This is a genomic window from Micromonospora sp. CP22 (assembly GCF_009712475.1).
Classification (GTDB): domain Bacteria; phylum Actinomycetota; class Actinomycetes; order Mycobacteriales; family Micromonosporaceae; genus Micromonospora.
On record NZ_VCJO01000020.1, the window covers coordinates 38,956 to 53,542 of the forward strand.

At 71.8% G+C, this 14,587-nt stretch carries 10 protein-coding genes and 1 pseudogene; 7 read left to right on the forward strand and 4 right to left on the reverse strand.

The features are described 5' to 3' along the window. Positions 1-65 precede the first annotated feature (65 nt). Complete coding sequence (locus FF096_RS22985) at positions 66-638, forward strand: SigE family RNA polymerase sigma factor (RefSeq protein WP_309223802.1); 573 nt, start codon at positions 66-68, stop codon at positions 636-638. Further along, positions 635-1,999: a hypothetical protein gene (locus FF096_RS22990; protein ID WP_155221640.1), complete on the forward strand. Its 1,365-nt coding sequence runs from the start codon at positions 635-637 to the stop codon at positions 1,997-1,999. Before FF096_RS22985 ends, FF096_RS22990 begins: the two co-directional genes overlap by 4 nt. Before the next feature lie 59 nt (positions 2,000-2,058). Here FF096_RS22990 and FF096_RS22995 read toward each other — a convergent pair whose 3' ends face one another. Both FF096_RS22995 and FF096_RS23000 read right to left on the reverse strand, forming a co-directional pair. Next, complete coding sequence (locus FF096_RS22995; RefSeq protein ID WP_230462871.1) at positions 2,059-2,586, reverse strand: SRPBCC family protein; 528 nt, start codon at positions 2,584-2,586, stop codon at positions 2,059-2,061. A gap of 3 nt (positions 2,587-2,589) precedes the next feature. Then, the gene (locus tag FF096_RS23000) at positions 2,590-8,028 is read right to left on the reverse strand and encodes a carboxyl transferase domain-containing protein (RefSeq protein WP_155221641.1); all 5,439 of its coding nucleotides are present in this window, start codon (positions 8,026-8,028) and stop codon (positions 2,590-2,592) included. Positions 8,029-8,365: 337 nt separating this feature from the next. Here FF096_RS23000 and FF096_RS23005 point away from each other — a divergent pair, with 337 nt between their 5' ends. From FF096_RS23005 to FF096_RS23020, 5 genes and pseudogenes are all read left to right on the forward strand, one after another. Then, on the forward strand, positions 8,366-8,587 hold the full coding sequence (locus FF096_RS23005) for a hypothetical protein (RefSeq protein ID WP_309223803.1): 222 nt from the start codon (positions 8,366-8,368) through the stop codon (positions 8,585-8,587). Positions 8,588-8,749: 162 nt separating this feature from the next. Further along, positions 8,750-10,210, forward strand: a complete 1,461-nt coding sequence (locus tag FF096_RS23010) for a DEAD/DEAH box helicase (protein WP_155221642.1) — start codon at positions 8,750-8,752, stop codon at positions 10,208-10,210. A 129-nt stretch (positions 10,211-10,339) separates the two neighbouring features. Continuing rightward, entirely contained in the window at positions 10,340-10,714 is a 375-nt protein-coding gene (locus FF096_RS23015) for a PadR family transcriptional regulator (RefSeq protein WP_155221643.1), read from the forward strand. Beyond that, positions 10,711-10,839 carry a hypothetical protein gene (locus FF096_RS27125; protein WP_255456693.1) on the forward strand — a complete coding sequence of 43 codons (129 nt, stop codon included), beginning with the start codon at positions 10,711-10,713 and terminating at the stop codon, positions 10,837-10,839. Before FF096_RS23015 ends, FF096_RS27125 begins: the two co-directional genes overlap by 4 nt. Positions 10,840-10,857: 18 nt before the next feature. Continuing rightward, positions 10,858-12,162, forward strand: a pseudogene (locus FF096_RS23020) (permease prefix domain 1-containing protein); the annotation flags it as partial. On the opposite strand, the gene FF096_RS23025 reads toward FF096_RS23020, so the two are convergent. Next, a complete protein-coding gene (locus tag FF096_RS23025) occupies positions 12,149-12,895 on the reverse strand; it encodes a YqjF family protein (protein WP_155221644.1) in 747 nt (248 codons plus the stop codon). The pseudogene FF096_RS23020 and the gene FF096_RS23025 sit on opposite strands and share 14 nt — an antisense overlap. A 13-nt stretch (positions 12,896-12,908) precedes the next feature. After that, on the reverse strand, positions 12,909-14,501 hold the full coding sequence (locus FF096_RS23030; protein WP_155221645.1) for a diguanylate cyclase: 1,593 nt from the start codon (positions 14,499-14,501) through the stop codon (positions 12,909-12,911). Positions 14,502-14,587 lie beyond the last annotated feature (86 nt).

Sequence of the window (14,587 nt, forward strand, 5' to 3'; positions counted from 1 at the left end):
ACCTTTCCCGGCGGCCGGAGGTCTTCCTGCCGTGAACGATGCCCAGAAAGGGCTGGAGGGTGCAGGTGAACGATGACGACTTCCGCGAGTTCGTCGAGATCCGGTACGCGGACCTGGTCCGGACCGCGTACCTGCTGACCGGTTCCCGGCACGCGGCCGAGGACCTGGTGCAGATAGCGCTGATGCGGGCGATGCGCCGGTGGCGTCAGGTGGACGACCCGATGGCGTACGTCCGCCGGATCATGGTCAACGAGCGGACCCGGCTCTGGCGGCGATTCGGTTCCCGGGAGTTCCTCGCCGGTTTCACCGGGTCCTGGCGAACCCCGACCGAGCCGGGTCGGGACCTGGCCGACGATGTCGTGACCCGCGACGAGGTACTCGCCGCGCTGCACCACCTGCCGCCCCGGATGCGCGCGGTGCTGGTGCTGCGGTACTGGGAGGACCTCACCGAGTCACAGATCGCCGACGCGCTCGGCTGCTCGGTCGGCACGGTGAAGAGTCAGGCGTCGCGCGCACTCACCCGGCTGCGGACGGTGCTGTCGACAGCGCCGCTCCGGCCGACGTCCGTACCCGGAGCAGGTGAGCCGGATTCGCTGGCCGTGGTGGCGGGCCCGTCGAGAAGGAGATCCGAACGATGAACGATGAGATCAGGCAGGCACTGGCCCGGCTCGCCGAACCGGTGGTGCCACAACCCGACCCCTACGAACGGCTGCTACGTCGGGTGCGGCGACGCCGCCAGCGGCGGATGTCGGTGGCGGCCGCCGGCGTCGTGGCGCTGGCGGCGGTGACGCTATCGCCGATCGGTGCGGCGAACCTGCTGACGCCCGACGAGCCGACGCCGACCACCATCGCGTACCAACCGGCGAGCCCGATCGACGGACCGATGGTGCGGCGCCTGCTCGACTCGCCCACCCGGGGCAACCTGGCGGGCGACACAGCGCTGATCGCCACCATCGAACGGGAGTACCGGGCCGCCCGCGCCGAACTTCTTGTCGATCCGGCACTGGACGAGGTACGGGTGCTGTTCGCCCACGACGCGCCCGGTGCCCGCGTGGTGGTGGTGGCCTACCTGGACGACTCGCACGCACTGATCCGCCAGGGCAGCGGCCCGCCGGGTGCGCCCGTGCGGGAGGTGCTCGACCAGACCGGGACGCCGGACGAGCCACAACCGTTGACTCCGTACGTCTTCCTCGGTTGGCACTCACTCACCGACGGAGATCAGCCCGCCGATGTCGCGGTCGGTCTGGCACCGGCCGGTTGCCAGGTGGAGATCTCCGACGACGGCCGACTCCAGCCGGACGGATCCGTCGTCCGGTCGTGGCGGCGGGTGGACACTGACGGTTACGTGGTGCGAGGGGCGGGTGAGCCGGTCGGGCGGTGGCAGTTCACCTGCGACGGGGCCGTGCGCTACTCCGGCCAGCCGTTCCAGTCCGGCATGGTCCGGCGGGAGGTGCCGATCTCCTCGGCGCTGCACGGCGACCTCGGCGTCGACGCCGTCCGCGAGCTACAGGCCAAGCTTCACGGCGAGGGACTCACCGGTTCGACTCCCCAGGTGGTCTGGACCGGCCGGCTACCCGCCTGGGTTCCCGACGCGCCAGCGGCCGTCCTGGTGAGGTCCTGCTCGACCGACGGCGGCTGCGCCGCACTGCTCAAGGCCGACGCCCGCGCGCTGGCGCCTGCGGGGTCAGCGGTGCCGGAGGACCAGCGGACGGGCCTCGGCAGCACCGACGTCGTCGCCGTGCCGTTGCCGGGCGACACCGCCGGCCTGCTGGTGGCGGGCCCCACCTCCGCGGCCCGTGCCGAGTTGGTCGACGCCCAGGGAACGACGGTGACGGGCGGTCCGCTCACCGACGGAACCGGGGTCTTCGAGACCGACACCCGCAGGATCGCCCAGGTGCGGGTCGTCGACAGCTCGGGCGGCCTGTTGCACACCCTGGCCACCCCGCGTCTCGCCACCAACAACCGGCAGCTCGCCGAACCGCCGCTCTGGGCCTGGTGACGAGCGGTCGTACCGGCCCCCCGGCGATGTCGCGGATGCGCCGCCGGGGGCCGGTGCGGCTACCGGGTCGCCATGCGGCGGGTCAGCTCGGCTGCCCGGTACGCCGCGACCCGACCGGCCTCACCGGTCACGAAGCGCCGTAGCAGGGCCGGTGCGTCGGCGGTGACCCGTTCGACGACCCGGGTGCCCTCCGGTACCGCAGTCAGCTCGACCACCGCGCGCAGGGACACCCGGCCGGGGCTGCGCACCTCGCTGACCAACGGGCCGTGCGGTGGTGTCGACACCATGCGTACCTGGATACGGTTGTCCCACCGCAACGGCCCGACCAGCCGGAACCGCTCGACGGCGACGTACTCGGCGACCGCGCGGCCCTCGACGTCGTGACCGTGCCGCACGTCGTCGACCGCCACGATCAGCGGCGACAGCCCGATGTAGCTACGCGGATCGGCCAGGTGCGCGTACACCACATCGGGCGCAGCCGCGACGGTGCAGGTCGTCTCGAACGCGATCGGCGGCTTGCGGTCCTCGGGCACGCCCCATGGTGACACGCCGGTGGCGGGACCGTGTCCCACCACCGGCGTACCCACCACTCAGGACGGTGTTGCCGTCTTCGCCAGGCCGCGCTCGACCGCCGCGATCAGCTGGGGTCGCAGCTCCTCCGGCCGGATGATGGCGTCCACCGAGCCGACCTCGACGGCACGCTGGATGCTGTGCACCGCGTCGAACTCGGCGGCCACCTCCGCCAGCTTCTCCGCCCGCACCGACGCGCGCACGTCCATCAGCTGGGTCACCAACGCCGCCCGCTCCCCGCCGGTCGCCGACGCGACGCGCGCCTCCAGGTCCGCCACCCGCGGATCCTTCGCCGTACGCGCGTTGACGTCACCGGCGAACACCACCGCGGCGGCCGGTGCGCCGCCGATGACGGAGGCGAACGAGCCCTCCACGGCGAGGACCGTCATGTTCGGGTTGAGCGCCTTGGAGAAGACCACGAACGCGCCACCGTGGTACCGCGAGATCACGCAGAAGACGATCGGACCGTCGAAGTTGACGATCGCCCGGCCGATCTCCGCGCCGTACTCCAGCTGCAACTGCCGCATCGACTCCGGCGAGCCGTCGAAGCCGGAGAGGTTCGCCAGCACCACCAGCGGCCGGTTACCGCTGGCCGCGTTGATCGCGCGGGCGGCCTTCTTCGACGAGCGCGGGAAGAAGGTGCCGGCGGTGTAGGTGTCCGGGCCGTCGGTGGGCGGGAAGCCCCGTCGCGGCACCGACCGCGACTCGATGCCGAGCAGGCACACCGGGATGCCGCCGAGGTGCACGTCCTGCACGACCGCCGTCTCGGCGTCGGCCATGCCCGCCCAGCGTTCCAGGACCGCGTGGTCCTGGTCGGCCACGGCGCGCATCAGCGTACGGATGTCGAACGCCTTCTTCCGGTCCGGGTTGCGCTCCCGGGAGAAGATCTCGCCGACGGTGGTGAAGTCGCTGTCCGGCACCGCGTGCGGGTAGTCGGAGATGTCCCGGTCGACCGGGTCGGTGGTGACCGCCCGGCGGGGCCGGCGCTCGCCCGGCGCCACGTAGGCGTGGTCGTGGTACGCCATCAGGACGTGGTGGGCGCCGCGCAGGTCCGGTGCCCAGTACTGGGCCTGACCGTTGGGGCCCATCACCCGGTCGTAGCCGCCGATGCCGAAGTTGTCCTCGGCGGAGACGCCGCCGGAGAAGTCCAGCGACTGCTTGCCGGTCAGCACCATCGCCGAGTCCGGTGTCATCACCAGGATGCCCCGGGTGTGCATGAGCATCGTGGCCTCGGCGTTCCAGTACGGCTGGGCGCCGACGGTGATCCCCGCGACGACGATGTTGATCTCGCCGCCGGCCTGGGTGAACTCGACGATCCGCTTGAGCGCGGCGGCCACCCAGTCCATGTTCTCGGTGCCCGAACTCATCGAGATCCGGGCCCCGGCCGACAACGCGAACCAGTCGACCGGCACGCCCATCCGCTCGGCCAGGTCGAGTGCCGCGATCACCCGGGCGCACTCCGGCTCGGCCAGCGCGCCCAGCGCCTTGGTCGGGTCGCCGAGCAACACCACCCGGGTGACCCCCTCGGGATAGCGCTCGGTGGGCGTACTCGCCACACCGACGACGATGCCGGCCCGGTTGTGGCCCTTCGGCCGCTGCACCGGGACCAGCTCACCGGAGTCGACCAGGTCGTACTCGACGAAGCTGCCGTTGCGACCGGCCAGCATCTCGGTCAGCTCGTACGGGTAGGTGGTGCCGCGCCGCCGCGCCGCCAACACCTTCTGCCGGTAGTCGTCGAGCGGTTGGACCAGCTCCGACGTCGGCTCGGTGACCGAGATCCGCATGCCTTCGTCGTAGGAGACCTGCACCGCGATGTCGGTCAGCTCGCCGGTCTCCTCGTCCCGCTGACGGCCGAGGAAGAGCACCTCCTCCAGCCCGGCGTCCGCCGTGATCGGCAACAACCGCTGGGCGACCGTGTTCAGGTCCTCGATGCTCAGGTCGTTGGGGGGCCAGACGAAGATGGTGATGCGGTTGGTGTCGAACCGCTTCTTCGCCGGACGCTGCGCCTGGACCTTACGGATCGCGTCGAGGCAGGCGTCCAGCGCGCCCTCGACCGCGGGCAGCGCGAGAATCCGACCGTCGGTGTCGCGCAGCGGGGTGAGGTCGCGCACCTGGGCCATCGCGGCCAGCCGCTCGTCGGCCGGATTGTTCGGCGCGACACAGTGGAAGAGGTACACCTCCTCGTCGGCCGAGGGCAGCCGGGTCAGGTCGAAGTTGCGCAGCCGGGGCAGTTGCAGGCGCTGGGCGATCAGCGGGTGCAGGCCCCGGATCACCCGGTCCTCGCCGAGGCCGGACCGGAAGGTGAAGTGGTGGTGCATCTCCGCGCCGTTACGCCCGGCCACCGAGATCGTCGCCCGCTGGAGCACGTCCAGCAGGCCGGTCTGGTCGAGCACCTCGCGCAGGGTGGCGGCCATCGCCTCCACGTCGGGCTGTTCGGCCCAGGTCAGGTACACGTCGGCGACAGCCGTCTCGGGGTCGCGACCGTCGCCACCGGCCAACCCGGCGACCTTCGTCAGGGTCGCCGACAGGCCGGCGAAGTCCGTCGCCGCGGCGACCAGCCGGAAGCGTTCGCCGTCCCGGTCGTACCCGGCGGTGAAGAACGGCTGCCCCGCCACCTCGACGGTCCGGGCGTCGCTCGCGCCCCGGTAGCCGTAGTAGCGGCGACTGAGCACCTCGAGCATCGGGCCGTGATCCGCGCTCGGCCGGCCGATGCGCTGGGCGAGCAGTCGCACCAGCGGCTCGGGCGAGGCGACCATCCTCGCGATCCGCTCGGCGCGGTCGACCGCGTCCGGGTGCTGGTCGAGGTAGCGCAGGTTGCGGCGGACGTCGGCGTACACCTCGGCCCGCTTGCGCCGCAGCATCGGCTGCGCCGCCCAGCGGAACACCACACTGCGAGCGAGGTCACCGACGGCCGGGAACCGTCGCTGGGTGGCGAAGATCAGATGCTCCAACGCCTGCCCGACCAGCTCGCGCAGGCTCTCGCTGGGCGGGGGCTCGGTCAACCACCGTTGCAGGAAGGTGACGATCACCTTCACGTCGGCCGCCGCCCGCTGCTGGGCGAGGAAGATCCGGAAGACGGCCTCCTCCAGCTCCGGCGTGCGTTCGAAGCCGTCCACGCCGTAGTGGGCGAGCACCCGGGCGAGGCGCTGGCGGAACGTCTCCGGCAGCGCGGCCCGGTCGACGTCGAGGCACTGGAGGTAGCTGTGGAAGTACTCGCGCGGGCTGTGCACCCGGTTGTTGGCCCTGGTCTCCTCGCCGGCCGGACGGTTGCGGCTGAGTTCGGAGAGGTCGGCGAAGACCTGGAGCAGCTCGACCTCCTCCTCCAACGGCCGGTGGGGCAGCTCGTCCCGTGCGGCCAGGTAGCTGACCAGCGCCCGGCGTTCGTCACGGGGGTCCAGGTCGTAGCCGAGCAGCAGGCTGCGCAGTTCGGCGATGCCCCGGGCGACGCGGTCCCCGGCGGAGAGGCCGGTCGGCTCCGGCGGCAGCTCCAGGTCGACCGCCTCGGACACGGCGGTCTCGTTCGCGGCCCCGTCACCGAGCGGTTCCAGGCGCAGCAGCGGCGCGCCGGTCTCCACCTGGCTGCCGACGGTGACCAGGCACTCGCGCACCTTCGCCGCGAACGGAGCCCGCAGCACGGTCTCCATCTTCATGCTCTCCAGCACCAGCACGGGTGCGCCGGCCTCGACCTCGTCGCCCACCGCGATCGGGGTCGCGACGACCAGCGCGGGTGACTGGGAGCGCAGCACCCCGCCCTCGTCCCGGCTGACCCGGTGCGTGACGCCGTCGACCTCCACCAGGTGGGTCGGCCCGTGGGTGTCGGTGACCAGCCGGAACCGCTTGCCGTTGACCAGGATCCGCCCGCTGTGCTCGTCGAAACGCTCCAACTCCACGTCCACCGTGGACGCCTCGCCGACGCCGACCCGGAACCGGTGCGGTCCGGTCTGCGCGACGGTGACCCGGTAGGTCGCGCCGCGCAGCTTCAGGTCGATCGGCCGACCACTGACGTGCTGGACCTGCGGACGGCCGCCGTGTGCGGTGGAGAGCAGGCGCTGGCGCTCCACGTGCGCCTCGTCCTCGTACGCCTCGATGGCGGCGGCGGCCAACGCGACGCCGGAGTGCCGGGTGGAGACCAGGCGGCCCTGGGCGCGGACCCGGTCGATCCAGCCCGTGTCGGCGCTGGCGTCGATCACCTCGGGCTGGTCCAGCAGGTCGAGCAGGAAGCTCTTGTTGCTCGCGCCGCCTTCGATGATCACCGTGGTCTCGGCGACCGCGCGGCGCAACCGGCTCAGCGCCTCGTCGCGGCTGCGGCCGTACGCGATGATCTTCGCGATCATCGAGTCGAAGTCGGCCGGGATGACGTCGCCCTCGCTGACGCCGGTGTCCACCCGCACGCCCGGCCCACTGGGCAGCACCAGCCGGACGATCCGCCCGGGGGACGGCGCGAAGTCGCGATCAGCGTCCTCGGCGTTGAGCCGGGCCTCGACGGCGTGCCCCGCCTCGACCGGGATCCGGTCGCCGAGCCGGTTACCGGCGGCCACCTGGATCTGTGCCTTGACCAGGTCGAAGTCGGTGGTGGCCTCGGTGATCGGGTGCTCCACCTGCAACCGGGTGTTGACCTCCAGGAAGGCGAACAGCCGGTCACCCGGGTGGTAGAGGAATTCGACGGTGCCCGCACCCCGGTAGTCCACGGCCAGGGCGAGCCGCTCGGCCGCCTCCTTCAGCTCACGGGTCTGCTCGGCGGAGAGCACCGGCGAGGCGGACTCCTCGATCACCTTCTGGTTGCGCCGCTGCACCGAGCAGTCGCGTACGCCCAGCGCCCAGGCGGTGCCCTGACCGTCGGCGATCACCTGCACCTCGACGTGCCGCGCGCCGGTGACCAGCCGCTCCAGGAAGACCACGCCACTGCCGAACGCCCGCTGGGCTTCCATGGTCGTGCGCTCGTACGCCTCGGTCAGGTCGGCGTCGCTGCGCACCACCCGGATGCCCCGGCCGCCACCGCCCGCCGTCGCCTTCAGCATCAGCGGGTAACCGATCTCGGCCGCCGCCCGCCGGGCCGCGTCGAGGCTCTCCACCGCGCCCCGGCTCCACGGCGCCACCGGGACGCCGACCTCCTCGGCGATCAGCTTCGCGCCGATCTTGTCGCCGAGCCTGCGCATCGCCTCCGCACTGGGGCCGATGAAGGTGACACCGTTCTTCTCGCACAGCTCGGCGAAGGCCGGATCCTCGGCCACGAAGCCCCAGCCCACCCAGGCGGCGTCCGCGCCGGTCTCCTGCAACGCGCGTTCGAGGACCCGGTGATCCAGGTACGGCCGCGCCGACGCGGGCCCGAGACAGTAGCTGTGGTCGGCCTCCCGCACGAAGGTGGCGGAGCGCTCCGCCTCGGTGTAGAGCGCGACGGTCTCGATCGGCGGGGCGTCGATCTCGGCGTTGAGCTCGCGAACAGCGTGGATCAGCCGCATGGCGGCTTCTCCTCGGTTGACGATGGCGATGCGGCTGAACACCGAGCAGGCCTCCGGAAGATTCGTCCCTGACAGGAGGGACCTCCCTTGGACAAGGGGGTCCCGCTCACCCAACCTTCGCGGCTACCGGCTAGTAATGAAACGTGGGAACTGCCACCTCCGGACAACGGATTTTGTGGGAACCCACCAATCCCACTCTCGGCCGGCGAACCACCCGCCCTCCCGGGTGACCAAATTCGACCACGCTCGGCTAAGGCGACGAACACCCTGCGTGGCAGCCACCCCTGCAAGATCATCAAACATTTCCCTGGCGGACCTGGTGCTATACGGTCAGCAGGTGAGAGTTGAGCGTCACTGGTGGAACGGCGACCACACCCCGCGCGGACGGCGCGACGTCTACATCCGTACCGACGGCGAATCGTGGGAGGTCGAGGCCCGGGCCGGCGGCGGCACCGGCCGCTCGAAGATCTACCCCTGCCCCGGCCGTAAGTCGGCCGAGATCCTGGCCGGAGCGTGGATGGGCGGCCAGAGCCGCTGGCGCGTCGTGGTGCCCTCCTGACGCTCGCCACGCATCCTTTCACCGCGGTCGGGTAGGCTGGCGGTGCGTGACCCGCCTGACCGCGGGTCCGATTCGATGTTCCACGCCCGCGCCTTCCACGAGCCGGGCCACGGCCGGCACCGCCGCGCCGGTGGGGCGTCCCCTTCGACGTTCGGAGCCTTCATGGCGGCACGCCGCCCGCAGCAACAGACCAATTCGACCACCCTGCCGACCTTCGCCGAGCTGGGCGTGCCCGAGGCGCTGACCCGCCCGTTGGCCGCCGCCGGGGTGGAGCGGCCGTTCCCCATCCAGGCCGCCACCCTGCCCGACGCGCTGGCCGGTCGAGACGTGCTCGGCCGGGGCCGCACCGGTTCGGGTAAGACGTACGCCTTCGTGCTGGCAGTGCTCACCCGCCTGGCCGCGACCGGCAGGCCGCGCCGACCCGGCCGCCCCCGGGCGCTCATCCTCGCGCCCACCCGCGAGTTGGCCTCCCAGATCGACGCCGCGATGGCGCCGCTGGCCCAAGCCCTCTCGCTGCGCACCATGACCGTCTTCGGCGGCGTCGCCGCCCGGCCGCAGATCACCGGCCTGCGCGCCGGGGTCGACATCCTGGTGGCCTGCCCGGGTCGGCTCGCCGACCACGTGCAGGCCGGGCACGCCCACCTGGACGCCGTCGAGATCAGCGTGCTCGACGAGGCCGACCACATGGCCGACCTCGGGTTCCTGCCGACCGTACGCCGACTGCTGGAGCTGACCCCGCGCGGCGGGCAGCGGCTGCTCTTCTCCGCCACCCTCGACTCCGGCGTCGACGTGCTGGTCCGGCGGTTCCTCACCGATCCGGTGGTGCACAGCGTCGACTCGACCCTGTCCCCGGTCACCGCGATGGCCCACCACGTCCTGCACGTGCAGGCCGAGGACCGCTTCGCGGTGCTGGTGGACCTGGCCGCCGCGCCGGGTAGGACGGTGGTGTTCACCCGCACCAAGCGAGGCGCCAAGACCCTCACCCGTCGGCTGGTCGCGGCCGGGGTGGCCGCCGTGGAGTTGCACGGCAACCTGGCCCAGGGCGCGCGCACCAGAAACCTCAAGGCGTTCTCCGACGGTTCGGTGCGGACACTGGTCGCCACCGACATCGCGGCTCGGGGCATCCACGTCGACGACGTGGCCCTCGTCGTGCACGCCGACCCACCTGTCGAGCACAAGGCGTACCTGCACCGTTCGGGGCGTACCGCCCGAGCCGGTGCGGCCGGGACCGTGGTCACCCTGATGACCGACACACAGGCGCCCGAGGTGCGGGAGTTGACCCGCAAGGCAGGCATCGCGGCGACCACCACCCGTTTGCGCCCCGGGGATGCGCTGTTGCGTGAACTCGCCCCGGGAGAGCGGACGCTGGAGGTCGTGCCGGCCGTCCGGCAGACGACCGGCCGACTGGAGGCGCCCCCCGCCTCCACCGGCCGGGGTCGACGCGGCGGTAAGCCGACCCAGACCGCTTCGGCGCGCTCCGCCCCGGCCGCCTCGGCGCGATCGGCGCAGAGCACCTCGGGGCGGTCCGCTCCGGCCGCCTCGGTGCGCTCCGGTGCGGGCCGGTCCGGCGCGGCGGCCTTCTCCTCACGAGCCCGGCCGGGCCGACGCGGCAACGGCCGCTGAGCGACGGGGCCGCCCGGAGACGACCATCATCCGAATGCCCGCCGGCAGGCGCCGGCGGGCATTTCCTTGCGCCCACCGAATACCTAGAACTACTATGCCTCACAGTTCTAGGTATTTGTGGAGGGTCCGATGAAGGTCACCAAGGATCTCGTCGCCGCCTCGGCGACGCCGATGGTGCTGGGCATCCTGGCCGACGGTGAGAGCTACGGTTACGCGATCCTCAGACGGATCAACGAACTGTCCGGCGGCGAGTTGGACTGGACCGAGGGCCTGCTCTATCCCCTGTTGCACCGGCTCGAACGGCTCGGCCATGTGGAGTCGAGCTGGCAGTCGGTCCCCGGCGAGCGGCGACGCAAGTACTACCGGATCACCAGCAGCGGCCTCGCGGAACTCGCCGAGCAGCAGCGCCAGTGGGACACCGTGGTGAGCGCCCTCAAGGCGATCTGGGTCGACCCCGGCGACGTCCGGCGTTCCTCGGCGACTCCGCTCGGAGGTCTGGCATGACCACGCCCGGCGGCCCGGACGGCACGACGGCGTCGCCCGACCAGCAGGACACGACCACCCGGCACGGCCCGTCCGGCCCGGGGTCCGCCGAACCGGACGCCTTGGAGGCCCAGTTCGACCAGTAGCGCCACTACGTACGACGTCGCCCCGAGTTGCAGCGCTCCGACACCGAGGAGCTGGAGGACCATCTGCGCGGCTCGGTCGACGAACTCGTCGCCGCCGGGCTGCGTCCCGACGAGGCGTTCCTGGTGGCCGTCAAGCGGCTGGGCGGCCTGGACGAGCTGTCCCGCGAGTTCGCCCGGGAACACTCGGAGCGGTTGTGGAAGCAACTGGTGCTGACCGGCGGCGGCGATGACCCGGCAACGGCCGACCAGTCCCGACGCGACCTGATCGCGATGATCATCTGCGCCGTCGGCGCGGCCGTGTCGATCAAGGTGCCCGAGCTGTTCGGCTTCGGTTTCCAGCAGGATGCCGCCTTCTACGCACCCAACTTCTCGTTGTTCGCACTGCCCTGGCTGGCTGCGTACCTGGCCTGGCGGCGGCGGGCCGGTACGGCGCTGATCGCGGTGCTGGTGGCGCTGTTCGTGCTCGGCGCGGTGGCCGCCAACGCCTACCCGCTCGCCGACGACTCCCAGTCGCTGGTGCTGACCACCATCCACCTGCCCATCGCCCTGTGGTTCGTGGTCGGCCTGGCGTACGTGGCCGACGACCCGCACTCGTCGCGACGACGCATGGACTTCATCCGCTTCACCGGCGAATGCTTCGTCTACTTCGTCCTCATCGCCCTCGGCGGCGGCGTGTTGACCGCCTTCACGGTCGGCACCTTCGAAGCCATCGGGATCGACCCGGAAGGCTTCGTCTCCCAGTGGTTGCTGCCCTGCGGCGTGGTGGCCGCGGTGGTGGTGGCGGGCTGGCTCGTCGAGGCCAAACAGAGCGTCGTGGAGAACATCGCCCCGGTACTCACCCGGCTGTTCACGCCGCTGTTCACCGCCGCGTTGCTGGCCTTCCTGGTCGCCGTCGTCTGGACCACCGCCGGCATCGACGTCGAACGGGAGGCGCTGATCCTGTTCGACCTGCTGCTGGTCGTCGTGCTGGGCCTGCTGCTCTACTCGATCTCGGCCCGCGACCCGCTCGCCCCGCCCGGTCTGTTCGACCGGCTGCAACTCGCCCTCGTGGTCAGCGCGCTCGTCATCGACGTGCTGGTGCTGTGGGCGATCACCGAACGGATCACCGAGTACGGCACCACCCCGAACAAGGCGGCGGCGCTCGGCGAGAACGTCATCCTGCTGGCCAATCTCGCCTGGTCGGCGTGGCTGATGCTGGGATTCGTCCGCCGTCGCGCCCCGTTCGCGGCCCTGGAACGCTGGCAGACCGGCTACCTACCGGTATACGCCGGATGGGCCTGGGTCGTGGTGCTGCTCTTTCCCCCGCTGTTCAGTCACCTCTGACGGCCGTCGCCCGGGGCGGGCCGAAGACGACCGGCACCCCCGGCGAGTAGAGCACGCTGGTCGGTGGTCCGTCCGGCGGCGGCAGCCCGGCGGCGGTCACCAGTTCGTCGTCCAGGGCGAGCAGCTCCGCGCGGTGCAGCGGCCAGCGAGGGTGCCAGTTCGGCAGGTGCAGGGTACGCCCGTACGCCCGGGTGTGCAGGGCCCACCGCGCGGTGACGAAATGCTCCAGCGGCGTCGGCTCGGCGATCGGGTCGTCGACCCGGACCTCGATCCGGCTCGTCGCGCCGGTCGGGCCGGGCCAGCGGCGCCGGCAGCGATAGCTGAGCCGGTCGCCGTCGCGGGCCAACCCCATCGACGACCACATGTACGGCAGCCGCAGGGTCGCCCGGGCGACCAGCACCGGCACCAGCCGGGACGCGTCGAGCGAACGGAACACCACAGCCCGACGGCCGGCGCCGTCCACCGAGTACAACCGGACGTTGGTCTCCCAGAAGCTGCCGAAGTACGGCACGCCGGGACCGATTCCGAGCCCCAGACCGACCATCCGGAAGCCGATCAGCCCGACATAGGTCAGCCCGTCGAGCGTGTCGGGGCGGGTGCCGACGGGCAGCAGCGGTGCGACCCGCTCCGGCTCGACCGGCCAGTGCAGGAAGACCAGATCGTCCCAACGCTGCCGAAGCACCACGCGGCCGAATCCGCGCGTCGGCGCGGCGTCGACCGGCTCGATGTCCATGTGTCGCTCCTGGTCAGGTACCAGTCTGGCGGCTGCTCACCCGGTTTCCGCCGGACCGCTTCGCCGCGTACATCGCGCGGTCCGCCGTCCCGAGCGTCTCCCCGACGGTGTACGCGGAACCGCTGGCCACTCCGACGCTGACCGTCACCGACCACGCCGTCAATCCGGCCACCGCGTCGACCGCCCGGTGGGCGACCTGCTCGGCGGCGCTCAGATCCGCGCCCGGCAGGATCGCGACGAACTCGTCACCGCCCAGCCGGGCCACGAAGTCGTCCCGCCGGACGCTGGTCTCGATCACCTGCGCCACCGCCCGCAGCACGTCGTCGCCGGTGGCGTGCCCCAACGAGTCGTTGACGGCCTTGAACCGGTCCACGTCCACCATCAGCACCGCCACCGGATCGGTCGCGGTCTCCGTGGCAGAGGCCAGGTTCTCCAGGAAGGTGTCCAGGCCACGCCGGTTGGCCACCCCGGTGAGCGGGTCGATCCGCGCCGCCCGTTCGGCCCGCTCGTGTTGCCACCGCAGCGTGTCGTACGACTGCATCGTCACCGCCGCGTGCAGCCACCGGTGCCGCTGACGCCACAGCAGCTCCGCGAGCGCGTCACCGTAGGTCAGGCCCGGCAGCGCGTCGCGTACCCCGTCCTTGGCGAGCAGCACCGCGTGCGTACGGTGCAGCGCCGCAGTGATCAGCCAGTCGTGGTCGGGTGACAGTTCGGCCACCGCCTCCTCGATGACGCGCAACGCCTCGCCCGGTCGCCCGGACCGGCTGAGCGCGACGGCGTGGAACGGCCGACACAGCAGTTGCTCCTGGTGCCGCTCTTCGACGCCGTGCGCCTGCAACAACGCGAGGTACCGGGGGATGTCCTCGGCCGCACCGGCCGGGTCCTGACGGTCGGCGCGGGCGCACGCCGCGAACAGCGACGCGGAGAGCCGCCAGACCTCCGCCTTGGGCCCGGAGGACTCGGTGACCGCCCGCACCGCGTGCTCCTCGGCAGCCGTGGTGTGTTTCTCCGCCTCGGCGACCTGGCCCACCTGGTACAGCTCCAGCGCCCACATGAGGTTGAGTTCCGCCAGGTTGCACAGCCACATCGCCCGGTTGCCGTTGTCCGGGTACCCGGGCCGGCAGGTCGTCTCGTACGCCGCCTGGAACTGTGGCGCCGCCAGCTCGTAGAGCCGCAGCTTCGCGTAACCGATGGCCAGCCCGGTGCGGGCGTTGCCCTCGATGACCGGATCGGGTTCCCCGGCCAACAGCGCCGTCTCCGCCCGGACGAGATCCCGCAGCACGGCCTCGATGTCGTACTCGGCGATGTCCTGATCGCCGAGGCGCAACCGCCGGTCGGCCCGCAGCGACAGCGCGCAGGAACGCCACCCGGCGCTGTTCTCCCGCTCGGCGGCGACCAGCATCAGTTCGGCGGCGGCGATCGCGGCGCGCAGGTCCCCGAGCCGGGTCAGGGCCACCACGCGGACGAAATGCATCGCCGCCGGGCCGTCGCGTAGTTCCCCGGTCGGTTCCCGCAGCGCCGCAACCGCCTCCGCCAGCACCTGGGCCGCGCTGCCGGCCTGCGCCTCCTCCAGCAGCCGGAGGGCTCGGAGGGTCACATCGTCCATGCGGTCTCCTCCGCACCCGCCCAGGGAAGAACAGCCCGATGTTACGGTAGTCAGCCCTCTTCAGGCGCCTTCGACCACTCCGGTCC

Bases quoted from the DNA above. Each gene is read 5' to 3' on its own strand.
- FF096_RS22990 (WP_155221640.1), top strand. From the start codon at position 635: ATGAACGATGAGATCAGGCAGGCACTGGCCCGGCTCGCCGAACCGGTG.
- FF096_RS23000 (WP_155221641.1), bottom strand. From the start codon at position 8,028: ATGCGGCTGATCCACGCTGTTCGCGAGCTCAACGCCGAGATCGACGCC.
- FF096_RS23010 (WP_155221642.1), top strand. From the start codon at position 8,750: ATGGCGGCACGCCGCCCGCAGCAACAGACCAATTCGACCACCCTGCCG.
- FF096_RS23015 (WP_155221643.1), top strand. From the start codon at position 10,340: ATGAAGGTCACCAAGGATCTCGTCGCCGCCTCGGCGACGCCGATGGTG.
- FF096_RS27125 (WP_255456693.1), top strand. From the start codon at position 10,711: ATGACCACGCCCGGCGGCCCGGACGGCACGACGGCGTCGCCCGACCAG.
- FF096_RS23025 (WP_155221644.1), bottom strand. From the start codon at position 12,895: ATGGACATCGAGCCGGTCGACGCCGCGCCGACGCGCGGATTCGGCCGC.
- FF096_RS23030 (WP_155221645.1), bottom strand. From the start codon at position 14,501: ATGGACGATGTGACCCTCCGAGCCCTCCGGCTGCTGGAGGAGGCGCAG.